Genomic DNA, 23,030 nt, shown 5'->3' on the forward strand with positions numbered 1-23,030 from the left:
GTCAGCGCGAGACCTTGCCGGCCTTGATGCACGAGGTGCAAGCGTTCACGCGCTTCGGCGTCCCGCCCACCACGGTACGCACACGCTGGATGTTCGGGTTCCAGCGGCGGGGCGTACGGCGGTGCGAGTGCGAGATGTTGTTGCCGAAGCCCGGCCCCTTGCCACAGACGTCGCAGTTGGCAGCCACGGGTCACTCCAAAGACTTCAGATGCACTTACGGTTGATCCCGGCATGCCGGGGTCAGGTCGTAGGATCTGAGTGGCGCTGCCAGGGGAATGGCCCGATGCGGATCGGGCAACCGGAGCAGCATACAACGGCTGCGCCCGTAGAACGAAACTACCACGGTCGGCCCGGGACCTCTCCCGTGCCCACTTCCGGTGGACACCGCCCCGGGGTCTACGCTGCCTGCCACGTCCAGCAGCTCAGGGAGGCGCAGTGGCGCAGGTGCCGCAGACATTCTTCGATGCTGTCGCGGTGCGCACCTGGTGCGGTCTCGCACTCGAGACGCTGGGGCGGGCGCGTGAGGAGATCGACGCGATCAACGTCTATCCCGTGGCGGACGGGGACACCGGCACCAATCTGTACCTGACCGTCGAGTCCGCCGTCGCGGCGGTCGAGGCCGTGTTCGCGGGGCATGCGGCGAGGTCCGGCCCCGAGGGGCCGACGCTGGCCGACGCCGCACGGGCGATGGCGCACGGGGCCCTCATCGGTGCCCGCGGGAACTCCGGGACGATCCTCGCCCAGCTGCTGCGCGGCATGTCCCAGGTGCTGGCCGACGCCGGGACCGCGCACGTCGACGGCGAGCCCGCGCATGCCGACGGCCAGGGCCTGCGGCTGGCACTGCGGCACGCGGCCGACTCCGCCCGGCAGGCCGTGGCTCACCCCGTCGAGGGCACGGTCCTGACGGTCGCCACGGCCGCCGCCGACGCCGCCCGCGGTGCCGAGGGCGGCTGCGGGGCGGTGGCCCGGGCGGCCTATGAGGGAGCGCGCGCGGCCCTGGCCGCGACCCCGGGCCAGCTGCCCGTCCTGGAGCGCGCCGGGGTGGTCGACGCCGGGGGGCGGGGGCTGGTGGCGGTGCTCGGGGCGCTGGTGGAGACGTTCACGGGGGAGAGGCCGCGGGAGGTGGCGGCGCCGGTCACGGCGGGTGCGCTGCGGATGGGCGCGGGGGCGGCGAGCGCGGTGGTGTCCGAGGCCGGCGAGCCCGGTCGAGGAGACGGTTCGGCATCGAGCGTGCTCGCAGGGCCGGCCGAGGACTCGCAGGACCTGTACGCGGACTCGCGACCCCCGCACGCGCGCGTGGAAGCAGCCGAAGGACTCGCTCCGGCCGTCGGCGCCCCGCGCGGGGAGTGTGCCGACAGTGCCGCCATGGCCGACCAGGACGGCCCCGCCTTCGAGGTGATCTATCTCCTGGAGGCCGAGGACGCGGCCGTGGCGCGGTTGCGGGAGCGGCTGGACGTGCTCGGGGACTCGCTCGTCGTGGTCGGCGGCGACGGGCTGTGGAACGTCCACGTCCATGTCGACGACGCGGGCGCCGCCGTCGAGGCGGGCATCGAGGCCGGGCGGCCCTACCGGATCCGCGTCACGCACTTCGGCGCCGGCGACGTGCACACCACCGGCGCCGAGCGTCCTCCCCGCGAGCGTGCCCAGCGTGCCGTCGTGGCCGTGGTGCCCGGCGAGGGCCTGGTGGGGCTGTACACCGAGGCCGGCGCGACCACCGTGCTCGCGCGCCCCGGGGAGCCGCCCGCCAGCGGCGAGCTCGTACAGGCCGTACGGCGGGCCCACGCGCGCGAGGTCGTGCTGCTGCCCAACGACGCCGAGCTGCGCCACACCGCCGCCGCGGCGGCCGAGCGGGCTCGTACCGAGGGCATCCGCGTGGCCCTCATCCCGACCCGTTCGGCGGTGCAGGGCATCGCGGCGCTGGCCGTGCACGAGCCGGAGCGCCGCTTCGACGAGGACGTGGTGTCGATGACCTCGGCGGCCGGCGCGACCCGCTACGCCGAGGTCACCGTCGCCGAACGCCAGGCCTGGACGATGGCCGGCATCTGCCAGGCCGGTGACGTCCTCGGCCTGATCGACGGCGACGTGGCCGTGATCGGCTCGGACGTCACGGCCACAGCCGAGGCCGTCCTGGACCGCATGCTCGCGGCCGGGGGCGAGATGGTCACCCTGGTGCTCGGCGACGAGGCCCCCGACACCATCGCCGAGCACCTGGAGGGCCGGGTCCGCGAGGGGTACCTCGCCGTCGACACGGTCGTGTACCGGGGCGGACGGCAGGGAGCCCTGCTGCTCATCGGCGTGGAGTGAGCGGGACCGGCGATCAGCCCTCCGCCACGAGCCGGAGCATCTGCTCCGCCTCCGCCCGCCGGGCCCGCACGGCCTCGCCGTCGCCGTCCCCGTCGTCGGTCTCGGAGCCGTCGTAGCCGCCGTAGCGGTCGTACGTCGCCAGCACCGCACGCGCGCGTGCCGCCGCGTCGGCCGGGCGGCCCAGGTCGGCCTCCAGCCGGCCCGCGGCGAGCTCGGCCCCGGTGCGGCTGTGCAGGGCGGCGTCCCCGAGGGAGGCGAACACCTCCGCCGCCCGCAGCACTTGGGACAGGGACTCCTCGAACACGGCCCGGGCCGGGGCGTCGTCGGTGCCGTCGGAAACGGACCGGGCCAGCAGGTCGCCGAACTGCCGGTAGGTGTGGCCGAGTTCGGCGACGAGCCGCTGCCGCGACTCCGCGTCGGCCGTCGTGTCCCGCGCCGCCTCGCCCTCCCGGACCGCCTCCGCCATCAGGGCGCGCGCCTGCGCCAGACCGTCCTGCGCGCGCAACGCCAGCCAGGCACGGGCGCGCAGGGAGCGGATCAGCCCGTGGACGTTGCCGAGCTCGCGCCACAGGTCGCCCGCGCGCGCGTAGGCCCGGTCCGCCTCGTCGGCCAGCCCGGCCTGTCCGAGGGACTCCCCGGCCAGGTGGGCCAGGGTCGCGTGGTCGTGCTGCTCGGGCCAGTGCCGGGCGATCTCGGCGGCCTGGAGACGCCGTTCGGCGGCAGCGCGGTGCTCGCCGAGTTCGCTCAGGCAGTCGCCGAGCCACCACTGCGCCTGCACGATCGCCCCGTCGCCGTGCGTCTCGGCGGTCAGGTCGGGCAGCGCCGACTCCAGGACCTCGGCGGCCTCGGCCCACCGTCCCTGCCGCAGCAGGAACCCGCCGAGCTGCTGCCGGGCCCAGGCGCCCAGCGTCGCACTCTCGCCCGCCTCGTCGGCCCAGTGCACGGCCTCCAGGGCGTGCCGAGCGGCCTCTACGGCCTCGCCCCGGCCGCCGGTCAACTCGGCGAGCTGGAGGTGCAGCTGGGCCCGTCCGGGCGCCTCCAGCTGGGCTCCGCCGTGCTCCAGGGCCGCCCGCAGCGCCCGCTCCGCCTCCGCCATGTCGCCCAGGTGGTGGGCGAGGGAGGCCAGCCGGGCCTCGTACTCCACCGCGAACCACGGCAGCCCCGCGGCGACGAACGCCGCCGCGCCCCGCGCGAACAGCCCCGCGGACGTCTCCAGGTCCCCGGCCAGTCCGGCCAGCTCGGCGAGCATCGCCTGTGCCTCGGCGGCCCGCGCGGCCAGCCGCACGTCCTCCCCGGCCCGCCCGTCGACGAGTGCCAGGACTTCCCGGACAGCGGCTTCGGCCTCTGCGAGACCCTCCCCGGCCCTGCGGTCCCCGGCCTCGTGCGCCCGGCGCATCAGGATCCGGGCCCGCCCCATCAGGACGGACGCCGTCTGCCGTATCCCGGTGTCGCCGGCGGCGTACAGCGCGAGGATCTCGTCGTAGGGGCCGGACACGGCCGCGAGCGCCGCCTCCACGTCACCCCCGAGAGCACGCACGTACGCCGCACGCGTGCGTGCCGCCAGGGCCTCCCCGGGGTCACCCGCCGCCGCGTACAGCTTTGCGGCCCGTTCGAAGAGCGCGGCGCCCTCGGGGCCGAGACCCATCGCCTCGTGGTCGGCCATCTCGGCCCGGTCGCGCGGGTCCAGCTCCACGCCCTCCGCGGCTTCGGCGACCGCCGCCCACGCCTCCACGGCGTCCGGCCGCAGGTTGTCCGACAGCCGCCGTGCCTCGGCCAGCAGGGCGGGCAGATCCGGCTGCCCGGTGGCGGCGCCCGTGACCTTCGGGGGAGCGGGCGGCGGCACCGGCCGTACCGACCGCACCCCCAGCGGCAGCCGCTCCACCAGCGGGCGCTGTTCCATACGCGCGCGTGCCCGCTCGCTGACGTACGTCGTGCCGTTGCGCTCGTCGAAGCGGGCCGCCAGGGCGAGGGCCTCCGCACGCGCGTGCGTGGCCAGTTCCCCGGCGGTCCACTCGCGGCCGGCTGGACCGGGCACCTGCCGGTCACCCAGCCCCAGCCCGGTCAGGCGGTCCATGAGCAGGGCCACCACGCTCATGAAGTCCAGCTTGCTCTGCGGCTGCCCGTCGTCGGTGAAGTACGCCGGCCGCTCCGCGAGCAGCTCCAGAGCGCGCGCCTCGTTGCCGGTCAGCGCGCAGAACTCCACGTGCTCCGCGTAGGCGCCGCGCATGCTCTCCGTGGCCCGTACCAGCCGGAAGCCCCGCAGATGGTTCGCGCGTGCCTCGTCCAGGCGGCCCAGCCGCAGCAGCGGCACCAGGGAGGAGGCGAGGGCCGCGTGCGGCTCGTGGGCACAGGCGTACTCGCCCTCCAGCACCGGCCGCCACAGCTCCAGCGCCTGCGCGTCCCGGCCCTGCTCCGCCTGCCACCAGCCCTGCCCGTGCAGTTCGCAGGCGTGGCAGTCGGCCATGCTGTCCCGGTCGGCGGCCAGCCACGCGGCATACGCCCGCTCGGCCCGCGCCAGGTCCCCCACATGCGCGGCCACGCTGTGCTCGGCGCTGCGCACGGCCCGCTCGGAGTACCCGGCGAGCCGGTAACGGTGCTCCATCTCGCCGAGCCACTTCTCGATCGACGCGAGCGGGATGTGCGGCTGGTCGAGCATGCCGGACGACACCCACTTGAAGACCCAGTGCAGGGAGTGGGTCTCGTACTCGTCGAAGTCCTCGGGGCGTTCGTCCCACATGCGCAGCAGCCGCGCGAACGGGACGAACACCCTGGCCTTCTCGGAGCTGTAGTTGTAGACCTTCAGCTGGTGTCCGAGCGCCTCGATCACCGCGAGCGGGACGTTCAGCTTCTCTGCGGCGGTCAGCAGTTCCTCGGCGCGCGCGTTGCGGGCCGGGCCCTCCGGCTGCTCGGAGTTCTCCGCCATCGCCCGGCGCAGGGCGTCGAAGTCCGTGATCTCGCTCATGCCTGACCGTCCTCGCTGTGCGTGGCCCACTCCAGGAGGCCGATGAACGCGCGGTTGAGCAGTGCCGAGTCGGCGGGCCGAAGCGGTCGCTGCGCCATCAGCAGCGCCTGCCCGTACAGCGACTCCGTGGCGGTGCCGATCAGCTCCGGGTCGTGCAGCGAGCTGATCCGCCGGACGAGCGGGTTGAGGTGGTTGAGCACCAGACGCGCGCGGGGGGCGCTGCCGCGAAGGGAGCCGAGGATGCCCGCCCACAGGTCGTCGGCCTGCGCCTCGGCGTCGGCCCGGGCCTGTTCGTGCCGGGCGTCCCGGTCGTCGAGGTGCAGCGCGGGCAGCGAGAGCGGGTGGAAGGCCCTCAGCACCACGTCGCAGCCCAGCGGGTCGAGCCGGGCCCGGGCCGCCGCCAGGAAGCCGGACAGAGCCAGCTCCTCGGCCGGGTCGACCGCGTCCAGATGCGCGGTCACCGTCTCGGCGTCCAGCTCGGCGACCACGGTCCCCGGCCGCACCGACGGCAGCGCCTCCACCAGCTCGCTGTCGTACGTGTAGCCGCCGTTGATCACGCCGATGCCCTGCGCGGACGCGATCGGCGCGACCTGCCGGTACTCCTCGACGGTCCGCGTGAAGTGCACCACCGGGTGCCGCTGCGCGAACTCCTCCAGGGACAGCCGCCCGTCGGTCGTCTCGAAGGGCAGCCACGGCAGCATCGTGCGCAGCATCTCCCGGTCGTGCCGGGCCAGGGACTTCACGCCCAGGTGGTGCACCGACAGGAACGCGGCCAGCCGCTCCGGATCACCGGCGGCCAGACCGGTCAGCCAGGCCCGGATCCGCTCGCCCAGCGCCTCCCGTACGGCGGTCAGCGTCTCGTCCTCGTACAGCGCCTCGCGCGACGCCGTCGGCCGCAGACTGTCCGTGTCCAGGACACAGCGCACGAAGAACGCCCAGTCGGGCAGCAGCTGTTCGGCCCGCTCGGTCAGCAACATGCCCTTGAGGTGCACGCGGTGCCCCGCGCGCTGGGCCGGGCTGACCGCCGACGGCAGCACGTAGGCCACCCCGCGGATGCCGGCCAGCGGCACCGCCAGGTCGATCGTGTCCAGTGGGGTGAAGCCGAACAGCTCGTGGCAGTGCCGGGCCAGGGCGACACGGCGACCGGCCGGGCTCGGATACGACCGGTCCCAGGGCGCCGGGAGGTCGGTGACCGGCTCGTCGCCCACCCGGACGTCGTACGGCAGCAGCGACCCGAAGTCCCGCGCCAGCGCGCCGACCCGCTCGGGCGTGAGCCACTGAGCGGCTCCGGCCCGGGCCACCAGATGCACGGTGGTGCCCGGTTCGGGACGCTCGGCGTCCGGCAGCGTCCGCACGGTGTACGAACCGTCGTCGGACGCCGTCCACTCCACCGGCGGCGCCCCGGGCGTACGGGCGCTGCGGCTGACCACCCGGATCCGCTCGGCGACGACGAAGCAGGCCAGCAGGCCGATGCCGAACTGCCCGAGAAAGTCGGAACGCGCCTCCTGAAGGCCCTCGGCGCGCTTGGAACTGCGCCCGATCGTGGCGAGCAGGTCGTGCACGTCCGCCTCGGTGAGCCCGACACCGGTGTCCTCGACGCGCAGGGCGCCGCCCTCCGCGGACAGCCGCACCCGGGCCGGAGCGTCGGGTTCCGCCGCGCGTCTGGCGGTGATGGCGTCCACGGCGTTCTGCAGCAGCTCGCGCAGATACACCTTGGGACTGGAGTAGAGATGCTGGGAGAGCAGGTCCACCAGGCCCCGCAGGTCGACCTGGAACGTATGAGGTGACTGAGGCGAATGGGACGGCTGGGATGCCTGTGAGGTCTGGGAGTCCATCTTCACGGCGCCGGTGGGGGACTCGCGACGGCGCGGGGTCGGGCGGTCCTGGTGGGAAGGTGACCGCGAAGGAGGGCCGGGAGGGCGTCATCCTAAGGCCCGAACCAGCCGCCTGACCAGGGGTTTCCGGGACGTATACGGCGACGTGCGCCAAGGCCTCTACGGCATTGTCAGTGGTGTGGTGTGCAATGGATCTCGTGCCCGCACTTCACGAACCGCTGCGACAACCACTGAAGTCGGTGCTCGGCCCCGCCACCGCGAAGGTGATGGCCGAGCACCTCGGCCTGCTCACCGTCGGCGACCTCCTCCACCACTACCCGCGCAGGTACGAGGAGCGCGGCCAGCTCACGCACCTCGCCGACCTGCCCATGGACGAGCACGTCACGGTGGTCGCCCAGGTCGCCGACGCCCGCCTGCACACCTTCGCCTCAGCCAGGGCCCCGCGCGGCAAGGGCCAGCGCCTGGAGGTCACGATCACGGACGGCAGCGGCCGCCTCCAACTGGTCTTCTTCGGCAACGGCGTTCACAAGCCCCACAAGGAGCTCCTGCCGGGCACCCGCGCGATGTTCGCGGGCAAGGTCTCCGTCTTCAACCGCCGCCTCCAACTCGCCCATCCGGCCTACGAGTTGCTGCGTGGTGACTCCGAAGACCCCGGCGAGTCCGTCGAGACCTGGGCGGGCGCCCTGATCCCGATCTACCCGGCCACCGCCAAGCTGGAGTCCTGGAAGATCGGCAAAGCGATCCAGACGGTCCTGCCCACCGCCCAGGAGGCCCTCGACCCGCTGCCGGACTCCCTGCGCGAGGGCCGCGGCCTGGTCCCCCTCCCCGAAGCCCTCCTGAAGATCCACCGCCCGCACACCAAGGCGGACATCGAGGACGCCCGCGCCCGCCTCAAGTGGGACGAGGCCTTCGTCCTCCAGGTCGCCCTGGCCCGCCGCCGCCACGCGGACGCCCAGCTCCCGGCGGTCCCCCGCGAACCCAGCCCCGACGGCCTCCTCACGGCCTTCGACGCCCGCCTCCCCTTCACCCTCACCGAGGGCCAGCAGCGAGTCTCCCGGGAGATCTTCGACGACCTGGCGACCGAGCATCCGATGCACCGCCTGTTGCAGGGGGAGGTCGGATCGGGCAAGGCCCAGCCCCTCGACTCGCTGGTGCTCACACCCACGGGCTTCCGCCCCATGGGGGATCTGCGGGTGGGTGACGAGGTGGTGGTGCCGGACGGGGACATCGCGCTGATCGCCGGCGTCTTTCCTCAGGGAGAGCGCGATGTGTGGCGACTGGTCCTGTCCGACGGGAGTTCCGTCGAGTGCGACGACGAGCATCTCTGGATCGTCGGTACGAGCTGTGGCTGGCACCGCGGCCAGGCTCCCAAGGTCTTGACGACCCGGGAGATCCGTCTCGACACGTTCAAGGCCAACGGGTCGTCGAAGTGGTACATCCCGCCGGCCCAGCCGGTCGATCTGGGCGGCGACGCCGGGCTGCCCCTCGACCCGTACCTGATCGGACTGCTGCTGGGGGACGGTTCGTTCCGGCACGATCTCCGTCTTTCCATCATCGACGACGAGATCCATGACGCGGTAGCGGCGGCAGTAGCGCCGGAATGCCGGCTGGTACCGGTGAAGGAATCGCACTGTGACTACACGATCCAGCTCAAGCGGCGTGCCGGAGGAGTGCGCAACCCAGTGATCCAGGTCCTGCGCGAGTTGGGCCTCTGGGGAACGACGTCCCACGACACGTTCGTCCCTCAGGATTTCAAGAACGCTCCGATCAAGGACCGTCTCGCCGTGTTGCAGGGACTTCTGGACACGGACGGCACTGTCCAAGCCGACGGCGTGAACATCTCCCTCTGCTCGGCTTCGCGCCGACTCGCGGAGGACGTCGCATGGCTCGTACGTTCTCTGGGCGGCCGGGCGCGAGTGCTGCCGAAGAAGGCCGCGTACACCGTGCAGGTGTCCCTGCCGGACGCTTACGCCCCGTTCCGGCTCACCCGCAAAGCGGAACGCGTGCGTCCGAGGCCGAAGGACAACAGGTTCCGACGCGGCATCCGGGCGGTCGAGTACGTGGGGCGGAAGCCCGTCCAGTGCATCAGCGTCGCCCACCCGAGCCATGCGTACGTCACCGACAACTTCACCGTCACCCACAACACCATGGTGGCCCTGCGCGCCATGCTCGCCGTGGTCGACGCCGGAGGCCAGGCCGCCATGCTCGCGCCCACCGAAGTGCTCGCCCAGCAGCACCACCGGTCGATCGTCGAGATGATGGGCGAGCTGGCCGAGGGCGGCATGCTGGGCGGGGCCGAGCAGGCCACCAAGGTGGTGCTGCTCACCGGATCCATGGGCGCGGCCGCCCGCCGCCGGGCCCTGCTCGACCTCACCACCGGCGAGGCCGGCATCGTCATCGGCACACACGCGCTGATCGAGGACAAGGTGCAGTTCCACGACCTGGGCCTGGTCGTGGTCGACGAACAGCACCGCTTCGGCGTGGAGCAGCGCGACGCCCTGCGCGGCAAGGGCAAACAGCCCCCGCACCTCCTGGTCATGACGGCCACGCCCATCCCGCGCACGGTCGCCATGACGGTCTTCGGCGACCTGGAGACCTCCGTCCTCGACCAGCTCCCGGCCGGCCGCTCGCCGATCGCCAGCCATGTCGTCCCGGCCGCCGACAAACCCCACTTCCTGGCCCGCGCCTGGGAACGGGTCCGCGAGGAAGCGGAGAACGGCCATCAGGCGTACGTGGTCTGCCCCCGCATCGGCGACGAGGACGACGACCCCAAGAAGTCCGGCAGGAAGAAGCCCTCCGAGTCCGCCGAGTCCCCGGAGGACGCCGCCGAGAAGCGTCCGCCCCTCGCGGTCCTCGACGTCGCCGAACAGCTTTCCAAGGGCCCCCTCCAGGGCCTCCGGGTCGAGGTGCTGCACGGCCGTATGCACCCCGACGACAAGGACGCGGTCATGCGCCGCTTCGCCGCCGGGGAGACGGACGTCCTGGTCGCCACGACGGTCATCGAGGTCGGCGTCAACGTCCCCAACGCCACCGTGATGGTGATCATGGACGCCGACCGCTTCGGCGTCTCCCAGCTCCACCAGCTGCGCGGCCGCGTCGGCCGTGGCTCGGCCCCGGGCCTGTGCCTCCTGGTCAGCGAGATGCCCGAGGCGAGCCCGGCCCGCCAGCGCCTGAACGCCGTCGCCGCCACCCTCGACGGCTTCGAGCTCTCCCGCATCGACCTGGAACAACGCCGTGAGGGCGACGTCCTCGGCCAGGCCCAGTCCGGCACCCGCTCCTCCCTGCGGATGCTCGCGGTCATCGAGGACGAGGAGATCATCGCGGAGGCGAGAGAGGAGGCGGCGGCCGTCGTGGCGAAGGACCCGGAGCTGACCCACCTCCCCGCCCTGCGGACAGCACTGGACGCCCTCTTGGACGAGGAGAGGGAGCAGTACCTGGAGAAGGGGTGAGGGTGACTGACTCTCTTTTGGGGGCGCGGGGCTGTAGTCCACAGGCGGCTACCGCCGCGCGGGCGCGACCAGCCACACTGATACCTGAAGCCGCCCACGACCAAGGACTGAAGATGACCCGCGTGATCGCCGGCACAGCCGGCGGACGCCGCCTGGCCGTCCCGCCAGGAACAGGAACCCGCCCCACATCGGACCGCGCCCGCGAGGGCCTCTTCTCCACCTGGCAGTCCCTCCTCGGCGGCCCCCTGGAAGGCGAACGCGTCCTCGACCTCTACGCGGGATCAGGGGCCGTAGGCCTGGAGGCCCTCTCCCGAGGCGCAGGCCAGGCCCTCCTGGTCGAAGCCGACGCCAAAGCCGTCCGCACGGTCCGCGACAACGTGAAGTCCCTCGGCCTCCCCGGCGCCGAGGTCAGATCAGGCAAAGCCGAACAGATCATCCGCACGACACCCCCAGGCGACCCGTACGACCTCGTCTTCCTCGATCCGCCGTACGCCGTCACCGACGACGATCTTCGCGAGATCCTGCTCACACTCCGCGCGGAAGGCTGGCTCGCCGAAGAAGCCCTCGTCACCGTGGAGCGCAGCACCAGAGGCGGTGAATTCCGGTGGCCCGAGGGCTTCGAGGCCCTCCGGGCCCGTCGCTACGGCGAGGGAACGTTTTGGTACGGTCGCGCCGCCTCTACGTGCGAAGACGCACGATGACCGGACCGGAGAGCGAGGGATCACAAGTGCGCCGCGCCGTATGTCCCGGGTCGTTCGACCCGATCACCAACGGACACCTCGACATCATCTCCCGCGCTTCCAGGCTGTACGACGAGGTCTACGTCGCGGTGATGATCAACCAGTCGAAGAAGGGACTGTTCGAGATCGACGAGCGGATCGACCTGATCCGCCGGGTCACCGCCGAGTACGGCAACGTCCGCGTCGAGGCCTTCCACGGCCTGCTCGTCGACTTCTGCAAGCAGCGCGACATCCCCGCCATCGTCAAGGGCCTGCGCGCGGTGAGCGACTTCGACTACGAGCTCCAGATGGCCCAGATGAACAACGGCCTCTCGGGCGTGGAGACCCTCTTCATCCCCACCAACCCCACCTACAGCTTCCTGTCGTCCTCCCTGGTCAAGGAGGTCGCGACCTGGGGCGGCGACGTCTCCCACCTGGTGCCGGCCGAAGTCCTCCAGGCCCTCACCGAGCGCCTGCGGAAGGACTGAACGCGCCCCGGGGCGCCCCACAGGACTCTGACACCCCGTCACCCGGTGTCCCCCGGGGACCCCAGGGCCGTACAGTCGTCCCGTCCGTCTCCAAGCATCTGTAGAGAGTGGCGAGCATACGGTGGACGTGCAGAAGAAGCTCGACGAGATCGTCGCCGCGGTCTCCGGCGCCCGGTCCATGCCCATGTCGGCCTCGTGCGTGGTCAACCGCGCCGAACTGCTCTCCATGCTGGAAGAGGTGCGCGCGGCGCTGCCCGGCTCCCTCGCCCAGGCCCAGGAGCTGATCGGCGACCGCGAGCAGATGGTCGAGCAGGCCCGCCAGGAGGCCGAGCGGATCATCCAGAGCGCGCACGCCGAGCGCGGCTCCCTGATCTCCGACACCGAGGTCGCCCGCCGGTCCCAGGCCGAAGCCGACCGGATCCTCGCCGAGGCCCGCAAGGAGGCCGAGGAGATCCGCGCCGAGGCCGACGAGTACGTCGACTCCAAGCTCGCCAACTTCGAGGTCGTCCTCACCAAGACCCTCGGCTCCGTCGGCCGCGGCCGTGAGAAGCTCCTCGGCACCGGCCCCGGCACCGACGAGCAGGGCTACCAGGACGAGGACGCCCCGGAGCGCAGCCACGACCCGGAGACCCAGCGCCGTACCGCCGACGAGTACGTCGACATCAAGCTCGGCGCCTTCGAGGCGGTCCTCGCCAAGACCCTGGAGGCCGTCGGCCGCGGCCGGCAGAAGCTGCACGGCCGGATCGCCACCGACGACCTCGGCGCCCTGGCCGACGACACCAGCACCGTCCAGCACACCAGCGACGCCGACTACCTCGCCGGCCTGGCCGGCCTCGCGGAGGAGAAGCCCCCGGCCGAGCAGCCCGCCCAGCAGCAGGACTACGGCCAGCCGCAGCCGGCCTACTCCCCCACCTCCGGCTACGCTCCGGCGGGAGGTGCCCCCATCCAGCAGCAGCCCGACCCCTACGGCGGCTACCCGCAGCAGCCGTACGCCGCCCAGCAGGACCAGTACGGCTACCAGGCCGATCCCTACGCCTACCAGGGCTACGACCCGCAGCAGCCCGCGTACGACCCGAACCAGGCCCAGCAGCCACAACAGGGGCATCAGAGCCCACAGAGCCCACAGGGATACGCCCTGGACGAGACCAGCCTCTTCGACACCGGAATGATCAGCGCCGAGCAGCTCCGGGCCTACGAGCAGGGCCGCGGCAACGGCTGAGCACCGGATTGGGCCGACAGGCAAAGGTCCAGTATCCTGGCTCTTCGGTCGCGTGTACGTCCGCGATCAACGCTGCCCGGGAACACCGAAGGGTGGCGTCTCCCTCAGCTCAGCAGACCGAAAGCAGGAATGGCCCTGAACGCCCGCCTCGACCACCGCAACCCTCTCGTGTTCGACACGCACGAGCTGGGTCGGCGGCCCGGTGCGCTACAGCGCCTGACCCGCACGGTCGACGCTCCCAAGGACCTCGGTATCAAGGGAGTCATCGGAGTGCCGGAAGGTGCCCCGGTGGAGCTCGATCTCCGCCTGGAGTCGGTCATGGAAGGGGTGCTCGTCACAGGCACCGCCCGTGCCGCTGCCGAGGGGGAGTGCGTAAGGTGTCTGGAGCCGCTTCAGCTCGACGTCGAAGCGGACTTCCAGGAGATGTTCTCGTACCCTGACGCCGACGACCGGGGCCGCGTGATCGCGGAACCGGGCGACGACGCCGAGGACGACGAGGACAGGCTCTTCCTCGAGGACGGCCTGTTCGACCTCGAGCCCGTGCTGCGTGATGCGGTGGTGCTCGCACTGCCGATGCAGCCGGTGTGCCAGGAAGACTGCCCTGGTCTGTGTGCCGAGTGCGGCGCACGGCTGGCGGACGACCCGGACCACCACCATGACGCCGTCGACATCCGTTGGGCGGCATTGCAGGGACTCGCCGGCACCATGAGGGACGGCGAGAAGGACGAGATGAGCGGCGCCGAACCTGGCGTCGACGAGAAGCAGGAGAAGTAGCCGTGGCTGTTCCGAAGCGGAAGATGTCGCGCAGCAACACGCGCCACCGCCGGTCGCAGTGGAAGGCTGCGGTCCCCACCCTGGTTGCGTGCGAGCGCTGCCACGAGCCCAAGCTGCAGCACATCGCGTGCCCCTCGTGCGGCACTTACAACAAGCGCCAGGTCCTCGAGGTCTGAGCGGCTGGTGAGAGGCACTGTGTCCACGCCTAAGAACAAGTCCTCCCGTGTGAGCGGGAGCGCGACGGCGGACAACCAGGCCTCGTCCCACACGCTTCTGGAAGGGCGGCTCGGCTACAAGGTCGAGTCCGCCCTTCTGGTGCGAGCACTGACCCACCGGTCGTACGCATACGAGAACGGCGGTCTGCCGACCAACGAGCGCCTGGAGTTCCTCGGGGACTCCGTGCTCGGCCTGGTCGTCACGGACACGCTGTACCGCACCCACCCCGACCTGCCCGAAGGCCAGCTGGCCAAGCTGCGGGCCGCGGTGGTGAACTCGCGTGCGCTCGCCGAGGTGGGGCGCGAGCTCGACCTGGGCTCCTTCATCCGGCTCGGCCGGGGTGAAGAGGGCACGGGCGGCCGGGACAAGGCGTCCATCCTCGCCGACACCCTGGAAGCGGTGATCGGCGCGGTCTACCTCGACCAGGGCCTGGACTCGGCGGCGGAGCTGGTGCACCGCCTGTTCGACCCCCTGATCGAGAAATCCTCGAACCTCGGAGCCGGCCTGGACTGGAAGACCAGCCTCCAGGAGCTCACCGCGACCGAGGGGCTCGGCGTCCCCGAGTACCTGGTCACGGAGACCGGCCCCGACCACGAGAAGACCTTCACTGCTGCCGCCCGCGTCGGAGGCGTCTCGTACGGCACCGGCACCGGCCGCAGCAAGAAGGAGGCGGAGCAGCAGGCCGCCGAGTCCGCGTGGCGGTCCATCCGGGCCGCGGCGGACGAGCGCGCCAAGGCGGCGAAGGCCGCCGAGGCGACGCAGACGGCGGCGGCTCAGGCCGCCCACACGGTCGTCGACGGCAGCAGCGTCGACGGCTGACGTGCCGGCCGCCCGCACCGGCGGCCGGCACCGCACAGCGCACCCGAGCGCCCGCCCCTGCCCGGGGGCGGGCGCTCGGTCATCCACAGGTTTGTGACGGGGGACCCCATGCCCGAGTTGCCCGAGGTCGAGGTCGTACGGCGCGGACTTGAGCGGTGGGTCGCCCACCGGACCGTCGCCGAGGCCGAGGTGCTGCACCCGCGCGCGGTACGCCGCCACCTCGCGGGCGCCGACGACTTCGCGCACCGTCTGAAGGGCCACCGCATCGGCACCCCGAGCCGTCGCGGCAAGTACCTGTGGCTGCCCCTGGAGGACACGGACCAGTCGATCCTGGCTCACCTCGGCATGAGCGGCCAGCTGCTGGTCCAGCCGCACACGGCCCCGGACGAGAAGCACCTGCGCATCCGCGTCCGCTTCAGCGATGCTCTGGGCACTGAACTCCGCTTCGTCGACCAGCGCACCTTCGGCGGTCTGTCGCTGCACGACAACACCCCCGACGGCCTGCCCGACGTCATCGCGCACATCGCCCGCGACCCGCTCGACGAGCTCTTCGACGACGAGGCCTTCCACCGGGCGCTGCGCCGCAAACGGTCCACGATCAAGCGGGCCCTGCTCGACCAGTCACTGATCAGCGGCGTCGGCAACATCTACGCGGACGAGGCCCTGTGGCGGGCCCGCCTCCACTACGAGCGCCCGACCGCGACCTTCACGCGCCCGCGCACCCTGCTGCTCCTGGGCCATGTGCGGGACGTGATGAACGCGGCCCTCGCGGTGGGCGGCACCAGCTTCGACAGCCTGTACGTCAACGTCAACGGCGAGTCCGGCTACTTCGACCGGTCCCTCGACGCGTACGGCCGCGAGGGCCTGCCCTGCCGCCGCTGCGGCACCCCGATACGCCGGCGGCCCTGGATGAACCGGTCGAGCTACTCCTGCCCGAAGTGCCAGCGGCCGCCGCGGATCACGCCCTAGCGGAGTCGTACCGCTCGCGAGCGGCCAGTACCTCGTCCATGCTGCCCTCCACGAAGTGGATCAGGGCGAGCAGCCGCTCGGCCACTCCGCGTCCCAGCGGTGTCAGTTCGTAGTCCACGCGGGGCGGGTTGGTCGGCTGGGCCTCGCGGTGCACCAGGCCGTCGCGCTCCAGCGCGTGCAGCGTCTGGGAGAGCATCTTCTCGCTGACGCCGTCGACCCGGCGACGCAGTTCGTTGAAGCGGAGCGAGCCCTCGTACAGGGCGCCCAGCGTCAGTGCGCCCCAGCGGCCCGTGACGTGCTCCAGCGTGCCGCGCGAGGGGCAGGCCTTGGCGAACACGCTGTACGGGAGGTCGTCCAGCCCCTCCGTGAGCTCCTGGGTGGTGGTCATATACCCAGCCTACGCCAACACAGCGCTAACCGACAGGTTGCACTAACTGAAAGTTAGTGCTTTCCTTTGGTCACCGTCAGCGACCTGCCTGTTTCAGGAGTACTTACGTGACCACCCCTGTTGTTTCCATCGCCTACCACTCCGGCTACGGTCACACCGCCGTCATCGCCGAGGCCGTCCGTGCCGGTGCCGCCGAGGCCGGTGCCGAGGTGCACCTGATCAAGGTCGACGAGATCACCGAGGAGCAGTGGGCGACCCTCGACGGCTCGGACGCCATCGTGTTCGGATCGCCGACCTACATGGGCACCGCGTCCGGCGCCTTCCACGTCTTCGCGGAGGCCACCTCGAAGCGCTGGGCCACCCAGGCCTGGAAGGACAAGCTGGCCGCAGGCTTCACCAACTCGGCCTCCAAGAGCGGCGACAAGCTGCACACCCTGCAGTACTTCCAGATCCTCGCCGCGCAGCTCGGCATGCACTGGGTCAACCTGGGTCTGCTCCCGGGCTGGAACAGCAGCACCGGCTCCGAACACGACCTGAACCGTCTCGGCGTCTTCACGGGCGCTGCCGCCCAGACCAACGCCGACGAGGGCCCGGAGGCCGTCCACAAGGCCGACATCGCCACGGCCGAGCAACTGGGCCGCCGCGTGGCGCAGACGGCCAGGGTCTTCCTCAAGGGCCTGGCCGCCGCCTGAACCTCGGGCAGGAGCTCAGTAGCCGAAGTTCTGGGTCCACCACGGGCCGCCCGACCCGAACTCGACCCCGACGCCGAGCGTCTTGAAGTCGCAGTTCAGGATGTTGGCGCGGTGGCCGGGGCTGTTCATCCAGGCATCCATCACGGCCGCCGCGTCGGCCTGGCCGCGGGCTATGTTCTCCCCGCCGAGGTTGGATATCCCGGCCCTCTCGGCCCGGTCCCACGGCGTCCGGCCGTCCGGGTCGGTGTGGTCGAAGAAGCCCCGCGCGGCCATGTCCTCGCTGTAGTTCTGCGCCAGCTCGGTCAGCGCGCTGTTCGCGGCGACCGCACTGCACCCCACCTTCGCCCGCTCCTCGTTCACGAGCGCGAGCACCTGGGCCGCGGCGGCGGACTCCTCGGAGAGGGAGGCGGGCACGCTGGGCTTCACCGGCGCCTTCGTGGCCGTACGGGAGGGCGTGTTGTCCGGCTTCTCGCTGGGAGTGGTGGCGGTCGGCCTCTTCTTCTCCGGCGTCTTCTCCTGCGTCCGCTCGGGCTTCTCCGGCGTCTTCGTCGGCGCGGCCGACGACTTCGAGGCGGACGGCGACGGCGAGAGGGAGCGCTCGGCGTCCCGGCTCGTGGGCGCGCCGTACCGGCCGTCGGCGCTGCCGGTGGTGCCGCCCTGCTCGGTCGGGCCGTTCGTCGGCGTGTCCCCGGCCTGCACCTTGTCGGCGCCGCCGGTGCCGCCGCCGAGCTGGTAGTTCTCGAGGCCGGGCACCGCGCCCGTGGCGACCGCGACCGTGCCGAGGGCGACCGCCGCGGACACGCCGAGCAGCCCGGTGCGCATCGGCCGCGCGGTCTTCTTCCGGCGGCGGTGCGAGCCCGCGCGTCGGGCGCCGCCGTCGGGCGTGAAGCCGTCGTCGGCGAAGGCGGCCGTCTCGGCGGTCCGCAGGTCACGGCCGTCACCCGGCTGGGAGGCACCCGTGGCGAACAGGTAGGCCTCGCTCTCCGCGTAGGCGTCGGCGTACGCCTCGGGGTTCAGGTAGGGCGCGATGCCCATCGTCGGGCCGTCTCCCGCGGGGGAGCGCAGCGGGTCGTGGCCTGCCACGGAGCCGTCGGCCTGCGTGATCCCCGTGGCGCGGCCCGTGGCGGCGCGGCCGGCGGCGGAGCGTCGGTGGCGTCCCATGTCCTGGCCTTCCTCGTCCTGGCGGTCGACTCGTCCTCGAGATCAACACCAAACTCACTCGATCGTGTGAGTTTCATATGAGATTCGTTGGGTGGGGACGGTACCGCATGGCGCAAGTGGAGGAAGTGCCCGGAGAGAGTTCGGGCGGTTAGGTTGCAGTCATGAGTGAGGATGTGCGACTGGTCGCCTGGGTGCGTGGACGCGTCCAAGGTGTGGGTTTCCGCTGGTTCACGCGGGCCAAGGCCCTGGAGATCGGCGGCCTGAGTGGCTTTGCTCTCAATTTGGGCGACGGGCGGGTCCAGGTGGTCGCGGAGGGCGCGCGCGGGGGGTGTGAGGGACTGCTGGAGTGGCTCCAAAGTGACGACACGCCCGGGCGCGTGGACGGCGTCACCGAGATCTGGGACACACCGCGCGGCGGCTACGAGGGCTTCGCCATCCGCTGATGTCACCCCGCCGGGCGGCCCCCGGGGCCGCCCGCTGACCGGTCGCCGAGGTCGCCTCGGACAGAAACTTGCTGGTGATTGCAAGAATCACTTGCCTTGACAGGCCGCACACGCAAGGATGATCGCCACGCCCCGAGGGCCCCGCAGAAGCCGCAGCACCGCCGTTCCAGGCCGTGCGCGCCCGGGTCGCCCGCCAATGCAGGGCGTGATCGTGTTGACCGTCAAACTTTTTGGTGAGACGCTGAAAGCACCCCGCGCACCTTAGCTGTTTGGCATGGCTGAACGGCAGCACAACTCCAGGCCCTGCCAAGACTGCGGGTGCGGAATCCCTCACGACCCACACCGCATCGGTCGGTCACTCATTGTGGAGGACCATCCATCATGGCAAAGGCGCTTCTCGGTTACGTCGGCGGCTCCGACCCTCGACTCCTCGCCGAGATGCGACGGCTCCAGCAGCGCGTCCAGGATCTGGAATCCGAGCTCGTACGGATCCAGGCGGAGAACGAAGCGCTGACGGCTGCCGCTTCTCACGACAGGATCATGGAGAGCGTTGACGCACACCAGGCGGAGCCTGCGCTCACCTGATCACTGCACCGCTCCACAACAGCACCGCAGTGGTTGGGCCGCCCGTCACAACCGCTGAGTTGTCAGAAGTGCAAGGGACGCCGTCGGCGTCCCTTCTTTCTTTCCCCCGCATCCTTTCACCGTCTTAACGTCTGGTGTGCCCTGCGCGTTCAGTGGCGAAACCGTGGGTTCATGGAGTGAGACGAACCCGAGCGGTAGAGTCCGGCGGCGTGCACCTCAAGGCCCTGACCCTCCGTGGGTTCAAGTCGTTCGCCTCGGCGACCACACTCCGGTTCGAGCCGGGGATCACGTGCGTCGTCGGACCGAACGGCTCGGGCAAGTCCAACGTCGTGGACGCGCTCAGCTGGGTCATGGGCGAGCAGGGCGCCAAATCCCTGCGCGGCGGCAAGATGGAGGACGTCATCTTCGCAGGCACCACCGGCCGCCCGCCGCTGGGCCGGGCCGAGGTGTCCCTGACCATCGACAACTCCGACGGGGCCCTGCCCATCGAGTACGCCGAGGTCACCATCACGCGGATCATGTTCCGCAACGGCGGCAGCGAGTACCAGATCAACGGCGACACCTGCCGCCTCCTCGACATCCAGGAACTGCTCTCCGACTCCGGCATCGGCCGCGAGATGCACGTGATCGTCGGACAGGGCCAGCTCGACTCCGTCCTGCACGCCGACCCCATGGGGCGCCGCGCCTTCATCGAGGAGGCCGCCGGCGTCCTCAAGCACCGCAAGCGCAAGGAGAAGGCGCTGCGCAAGCTGGACGCGATGCAGGCCAACCTCGCGCGCGTGCAGGACCTCACCGACGAACTCAGACGCCAGCTCAAGCCCCTCGGCCGCCAGGCCGCCGTCGCGCGCAGGGCCGCCGTCATCCAGGCCGACCTGCGCGACGCCCGGCTGCGCCTGCTGGCCGACGACCTCGTACGGCTGCGGGAAGCCCTCAAGGCCGAGGTCGCCGACGAGGCCGCGCTGAAGGCACGCAAGGAGGCCGCCGAGCAGGAGCTGCGCAAGGCGCTCCAGCGCGAGTCCCTCCTGGAGGACGAGGTGCGGCAGCTCACGCCGCGCCTCCAGCGCGCCCAGCAGACCTGGTACGAGCTCTCCCAGCTCGCCGAGCGGGTGCGCGGCACGATCTCGCTGGCCGACGCCCGCGTGCAGAGCGCCACCTCCGCGCCCCCCGAGGAACGGCGCGGCCGCGACCCGGAGGACATGGAGCGCGAGGCGGCCCGCATCCGCGAGCAGGAGGCCGAGCTGGAAGCGGCCCTGGAGGCGGCCGAACGCGCCCTGGAGGACACCGTCGCCCACCGCGCCGAGCTGGAGCGCGAACTGGCCCAGGAGGAACGGCGCCTGAAGGACGCCGCCCGCGCCATCGCCGACCGGCGCGAGGGACTGGCCCGGCTCAGCGGCCAGGTCAACGCGGCCCGTTCCCGCGCCGCCTCCGCCCAGGCCGAGATCGAACGCCTGGCCGCCGCCCGCGACGAGGCGCAGGAACGTGCCGTCGCCGCCCAGGAGGAGTACGAAGCCCTCAAGGCGGAGGTCGACGGCCTCGACGCCGGTGACGCGGAACTCGCCGAGCAGCACGAGGCGGCGAAGCAGCAGCTCGCCGAGGCCGAGGCCGCCCTCACGGCAGCCCGCGAGGCGGTCACGGCGGCCGAACGCAATCGCGCCGCCACCCAGGCCCGCCACGAGACCCTGGCGCTCGGCCTGCGCCGCAAGGACGGCACCGGGACACTGCTCGCGGCGAAGGACCGTCTCTCCGGCCTCCTCGGCCCGGCGGCGGAACTCCTGACGGTGACCCCCGGCCACGAAGTAGCCCTGGCAGCGGCCTTCGGAGCGGCGGCGGACGCGATCGCCGTGACGACCCCGGCATCGGCAGCCGACGCGATCAGGCTCTTGCGCAAGCAGGACGGAGGCCGGGCGGCACTGCTCCTGGCGGGAACACCGGAAGCGCCCCGAAGCGGTGCGGGGAACTGCGCGACCAGCCCCGACGAACCCGCAGACGACCGCCGGCCTCTCCCGGCACCGCCTGCGCAGCACTTCGCCGCCGACCTGGTCCGCGGCCCCAGCGACCTCATGCCGGCCGTACGGCGCCTCCTGCACAACACCGTCATCGTCGGCACCCTCGAAGACGCCGAAGACCTCGTCTACGCCCACCCCTACCTCACCGCCGTCACGGCCGAAGGTGACCTCCTCGGCGCCCACTTCGCCCACGGCGGCTCCGCGGGCGTCCCCAGCCTCCTCGAAGTGCAGGCCTCCGTCGACGAGGCCGCTGCCGAGCTGGAGGAGCTGGCCGTCCGCTGCGGGGAGCTGACCGAGGCCCAGCACTCGGCCATGGCCAGGCGCAAGGAGTGTGCCGCGCTGGTCGAGGAACTGGGGGAGCGGCGCCGGGCCGCCGACCGGGAGAAGTCGGCCGTCGCCCAGCAGCTCGGCCGGCTCGCCGGGCAGGCACGGGGCGCGGCAGGGGAGGCCGAGCGGTCCACCGCCGCCGCGGCCCGGGCACAGGAGGCCCTCGACAAGGCACTCGCGGAGGTCGAGGAACTCGCCGAGCGGCTCGCCGTCGCCGAGGAGATGCCGATCGAGGAGGAGCCCGACACGTCCGTACGGGACCGGCTCGCCGCCGACGGTGCCAACGCGCGCCAGACGGAGATGGAGGCCCGCCTCCAGGTCCGTACGCACGAGGAACGGGTCAAGGGCCTGGCCGGACGGGCAGACTCCCTGGACCGGGCCGCCCGCGCGGAACGCGAGGCACGCGCGCGTGCCGAGCAGCGGCGGGCCCGCCTGCGGCATGAGGCGGCGGTCGCCGAGGCCGTCGGCTCGGGCGCCCGGCAGCTGCTCGCGCACGTCGAGGTCTCCCTGGCCCGCGCCGACGAGGAGCGCACCGCCGCGGAGGCCGCCAAAGCCCGCCGCGAACAGGAACTCGCCCGCGCCCGCACCGAGGGACGCGATCTCAAGGCCGAACTCGACAAGTTGACGGATTCGGTCCACCGCGGCGAGGTACTCGGCGCCGAGAAGCGGCTGCGGATCGAGCAGCTGGAGACCAAGGCGCTGGAGGAGCTGGGTGTCGAACCGGCGGGGCTGGTGGCGGAGTACGGACCGCATCAGCTCGTGCCGCCCTCGCCCCCCGCCGAGGGCGAGGAGCTGCCGGAGGATCCGGAGCACCCGCGCAACCAGCCGAAGCCGTTCGTCCGGGCCGAGCAGGAGAAGCGACTGAAGGCCGCCGAGCGCGCCTACCAGCAGCTCGGCAAGGTGAACCCGCTCGCCCTGGAGGAGTTCGCGGCGCTGGAGGAGCGCCACCAGTTCCTCAGCGAGCAGCTCGAGGACCTCAAGAAGACGCGGGCGGACCTCCTCCAGGTGGTGAAGGAGGTCGACGAGCGCGTCGAGCAGGTCTTCACCGAGGCATACCGGGACACGGCCCGGGAGTTCGAGGGCGTCTTCAGCCGGCTCTTCCCGGGGGGTGAGGGGCGGCTGATCCTGACCGACCCCGACAACATGCTCACCACGGGCGTGGACGTCGAGGCCCGTCCGCCGGGCAAGAAGGTCAAGCGGCTGTCCCTGCTCTCCGGCGGGGAGCGGTCGCTGACCGCCGTGGCGCTGCTCGTGTCGATCTTCAAGGCGCGGCCCAGCCCGTTCTACGTCATGGACGAGGTCGAGGCCGCCCTCGACGACACCAACCTCCAGCGGCTCATCCGGATCATGCAGGAGCTCCAGGAAGCCTCCCAGCTGATCGTGATCACCCACCAGAAGCGCACCATGGAGGTCGCCGACGCGCTCTACGGCGTCTCCATGCAGGGCGATGGTGTGTCGAAGGTCATCAGCCAGCGCCTCCGCTAGATGGATGGTGCCTACACCGGTCTCACCTGCAGCTCTCGATGGCTTCAACACTTGAACACATCATGGGCACACTTCTGCCTCAGATTCACAGCTGCCGACCTATTGACTTCGAAACTTGAAGGCATAGTCTCGGCAACGTTCCTTTTACCTTCAGGTACCTTCAGGTGGCACCTCGAAGGCTGATTCGCT

General features: G+C 71.7%; 18 protein-coding genes. 13 read left to right on the forward strand and 5 right to left on the reverse strand.

Annotated features, from left to right (window positions below):
- Position 1 precedes the first annotated feature (1 nt).
- Positions 2 to 187, reverse strand: a complete 186-nt coding sequence (rpmB, locus tag HDA41_RS28410; RefSeq protein WP_004924906.1) for a 50S ribosomal protein L28 — start codon at positions 185 to 187, stop codon at positions 2 to 4.
- A gap of 248 nt (positions 188 to 435) precedes the next feature.
- On the opposite strand from rpmB, the gene HDA41_RS28415 reads away from it, so the two are divergent.
- Positions 436 to 2,304, forward strand: coding sequence for a fatty acid kinase ATP-binding subunit FakA (locus tag HDA41_RS28415; protein ID WP_184988652.1), 1,869 nt, complete (start codon positions 436 to 438; stop codon positions 2,302 to 2,304).
- A 13-nt stretch (positions 2,305 to 2,317) separates the two neighbouring features.
- Here HDA41_RS28415 and HDA41_RS28420 read toward each other — a convergent pair whose 3' ends face one another.
- Entirely contained in the window at positions 2,318 to 5,266 is a 2,949-nt protein-coding gene (locus tag HDA41_RS28420) for a tetratricopeptide repeat protein (protein WP_184988655.1), read from the reverse strand.
- Positions 5,263 to 7,101, reverse strand: coding sequence for an HSP90 family protein (locus HDA41_RS28425; protein WP_184988658.1), 1,839 nt, complete (start codon positions 7,099 to 7,101; stop codon positions 5,263 to 5,265). The genes HDA41_RS28420 and HDA41_RS28425 overlap by 4 nt, the downstream gene beginning before the upstream one ends.
- A 188-nt stretch (positions 7,102 to 7,289) precedes the next feature.
- Between HDA41_RS28425 and HDA41_RS28430 the strand changes: the two genes are divergently transcribed.
- The 8 genes from HDA41_RS28430 (at position 7,290) to mutM (ending at position 15,754) form a co-directional block, all read left to right on the forward strand.
- The gene (locus HDA41_RS28430; protein WP_184988661.1) at positions 7,290 to 10,550 is read left to right on the forward strand and encodes a helicase-related protein; all 3,261 of its coding nucleotides are present in this window, start codon (positions 7,290 to 7,292) and stop codon (positions 10,548 to 10,550) included.
- 113 nt (positions 10,551 to 10,663) lie between these two features.
- Positions 10,664 to 11,251: a 16S rRNA (guanine(966)-N(2))-methyltransferase RsmD gene (gene rsmD, locus HDA41_RS28435; RefSeq protein WP_184988664.1), complete on the forward strand. Its 588-nt coding sequence runs from the start codon at positions 10,664 to 10,666 to the stop codon at positions 11,249 to 11,251.
- Between the two features lie 26 nt (positions 11,252 to 11,277).
- Positions 11,278 to 11,757 carry a pantetheine-phosphate adenylyltransferase gene (gene coaD, locus HDA41_RS28440; RefSeq protein ID WP_010044544.1) on the forward strand — a complete coding sequence of 160 codons (480 nt, stop codon included), beginning with the start codon at positions 11,278 to 11,280 and terminating at the stop codon, positions 11,755 to 11,757.
- A gap of 121 nt (positions 11,758 to 11,878) precedes the next feature.
- Positions 11,879 to 12,976, forward strand: a complete 1,098-nt coding sequence (locus HDA41_RS28445; RefSeq protein ID WP_184988667.1) for a F0F1 ATP synthase subunit B — start codon at positions 11,879 to 11,881, stop codon at positions 12,974 to 12,976.
- A gap of 129 nt (positions 12,977 to 13,105) precedes the next feature.
- On the forward strand, positions 13,106 to 13,750 hold the full coding sequence (locus tag HDA41_RS28450) for a YceD family protein (RefSeq protein WP_184988670.1): 645 nt from the start codon (positions 13,106 to 13,108) through the stop codon (positions 13,748 to 13,750).
- Between the two features lie 2 nt (positions 13,751 to 13,752).
- Positions 13,753 to 13,926, forward strand: a complete 174-nt coding sequence (gene rpmF, locus HDA41_RS28455) for a 50S ribosomal protein L32 (RefSeq protein ID WP_007493396.1) — start codon at positions 13,753 to 13,755, stop codon at positions 13,924 to 13,926.
- A 19-nt stretch (positions 13,927 to 13,945) separates the two neighbouring features.
- On the forward strand, positions 13,946 to 14,785 hold the full coding sequence (gene rnc, locus HDA41_RS28460; RefSeq protein WP_376706823.1) for a ribonuclease III: 840 nt from the start codon (positions 13,946 to 13,948) through the stop codon (positions 14,783 to 14,785).
- 108 nt (positions 14,786 to 14,893) lie between these two features.
- Entirely contained in the window at positions 14,894 to 15,754 is an 861-nt protein-coding gene (gene mutM / locus HDA41_RS28465) for a bifunctional DNA-formamidopyrimidine glycosylase/DNA-(apurinic or apyrimidinic site) lyase (protein WP_184988676.1), read from the forward strand.
- Here mutM and HDA41_RS28470 read toward each other — a convergent pair.
- Positions 15,744 to 16,142, reverse strand: coding sequence for a winged helix-turn-helix transcriptional regulator (locus HDA41_RS28470; RefSeq protein ID WP_184988679.1), 399 nt, complete (start codon positions 16,140 to 16,142; stop codon positions 15,744 to 15,746). The genes mutM and HDA41_RS28470 overlap by 11 nt on opposite strands.
- A 107-nt stretch (positions 16,143 to 16,249) precedes the next feature.
- Between HDA41_RS28470 and HDA41_RS28475 the strand changes: the two genes are divergently transcribed.
- On the forward strand, positions 16,250 to 16,834 hold the full coding sequence (locus HDA41_RS28475; RefSeq protein WP_184988682.1) for a flavodoxin family protein: 585 nt from the start codon (positions 16,250 to 16,252) through the stop codon (positions 16,832 to 16,834).
- A gap of 15 nt (positions 16,835 to 16,849) precedes the next feature.
- Here the strand turns inward: HDA41_RS28475 and HDA41_RS28480 are convergent, their stop codons facing one another.
- Positions 16,850 to 17,995 carry a CAP domain-containing protein gene (locus HDA41_RS28480; protein WP_184988685.1) on the reverse strand — a complete coding sequence of 382 codons (1,146 nt, stop codon included), beginning with the start codon at positions 17,993 to 17,995 and terminating at the stop codon, positions 16,850 to 16,852.
- Positions 17,996 to 18,156: 161 nt separating this feature from the next.
- Between HDA41_RS28480 and HDA41_RS28485 the strand changes: the two genes are divergently transcribed.
- From HDA41_RS28485 to smc, 3 genes are all read left to right on the forward strand, one after another.
- Entirely contained in the window at positions 18,157 to 18,438 is a 282-nt protein-coding gene (locus HDA41_RS28485; protein ID WP_184988688.1) for an acylphosphatase, read from the forward strand.
- A gap of 381 nt (positions 18,439 to 18,819) precedes the next feature.
- Positions 18,820 to 19,023: a hypothetical protein gene (locus HDA41_RS28490; protein ID WP_003993245.1), complete on the forward strand. Its 204-nt coding sequence runs from the start codon at positions 18,820 to 18,822 to the stop codon at positions 19,021 to 19,023.
- 209 nt (positions 19,024 to 19,232) lie between these two features.
- A complete protein-coding gene (gene smc, locus HDA41_RS28495) occupies positions 19,233 to 22,841 on the forward strand; it encodes a chromosome segregation protein SMC (protein WP_184988691.1) in 3,609 nt (1,202 codons plus the stop codon).
- Positions 22,842 to 23,030 lie beyond the last annotated feature (189 nt).

Source organism: Streptomyces caelestis, from assembly GCF_014205255.1.
Taxonomy (GTDB): domain Bacteria; phylum Actinomycetota; class Actinomycetes; order Streptomycetales; family Streptomycetaceae; genus Streptomyces; species Streptomyces caelestis.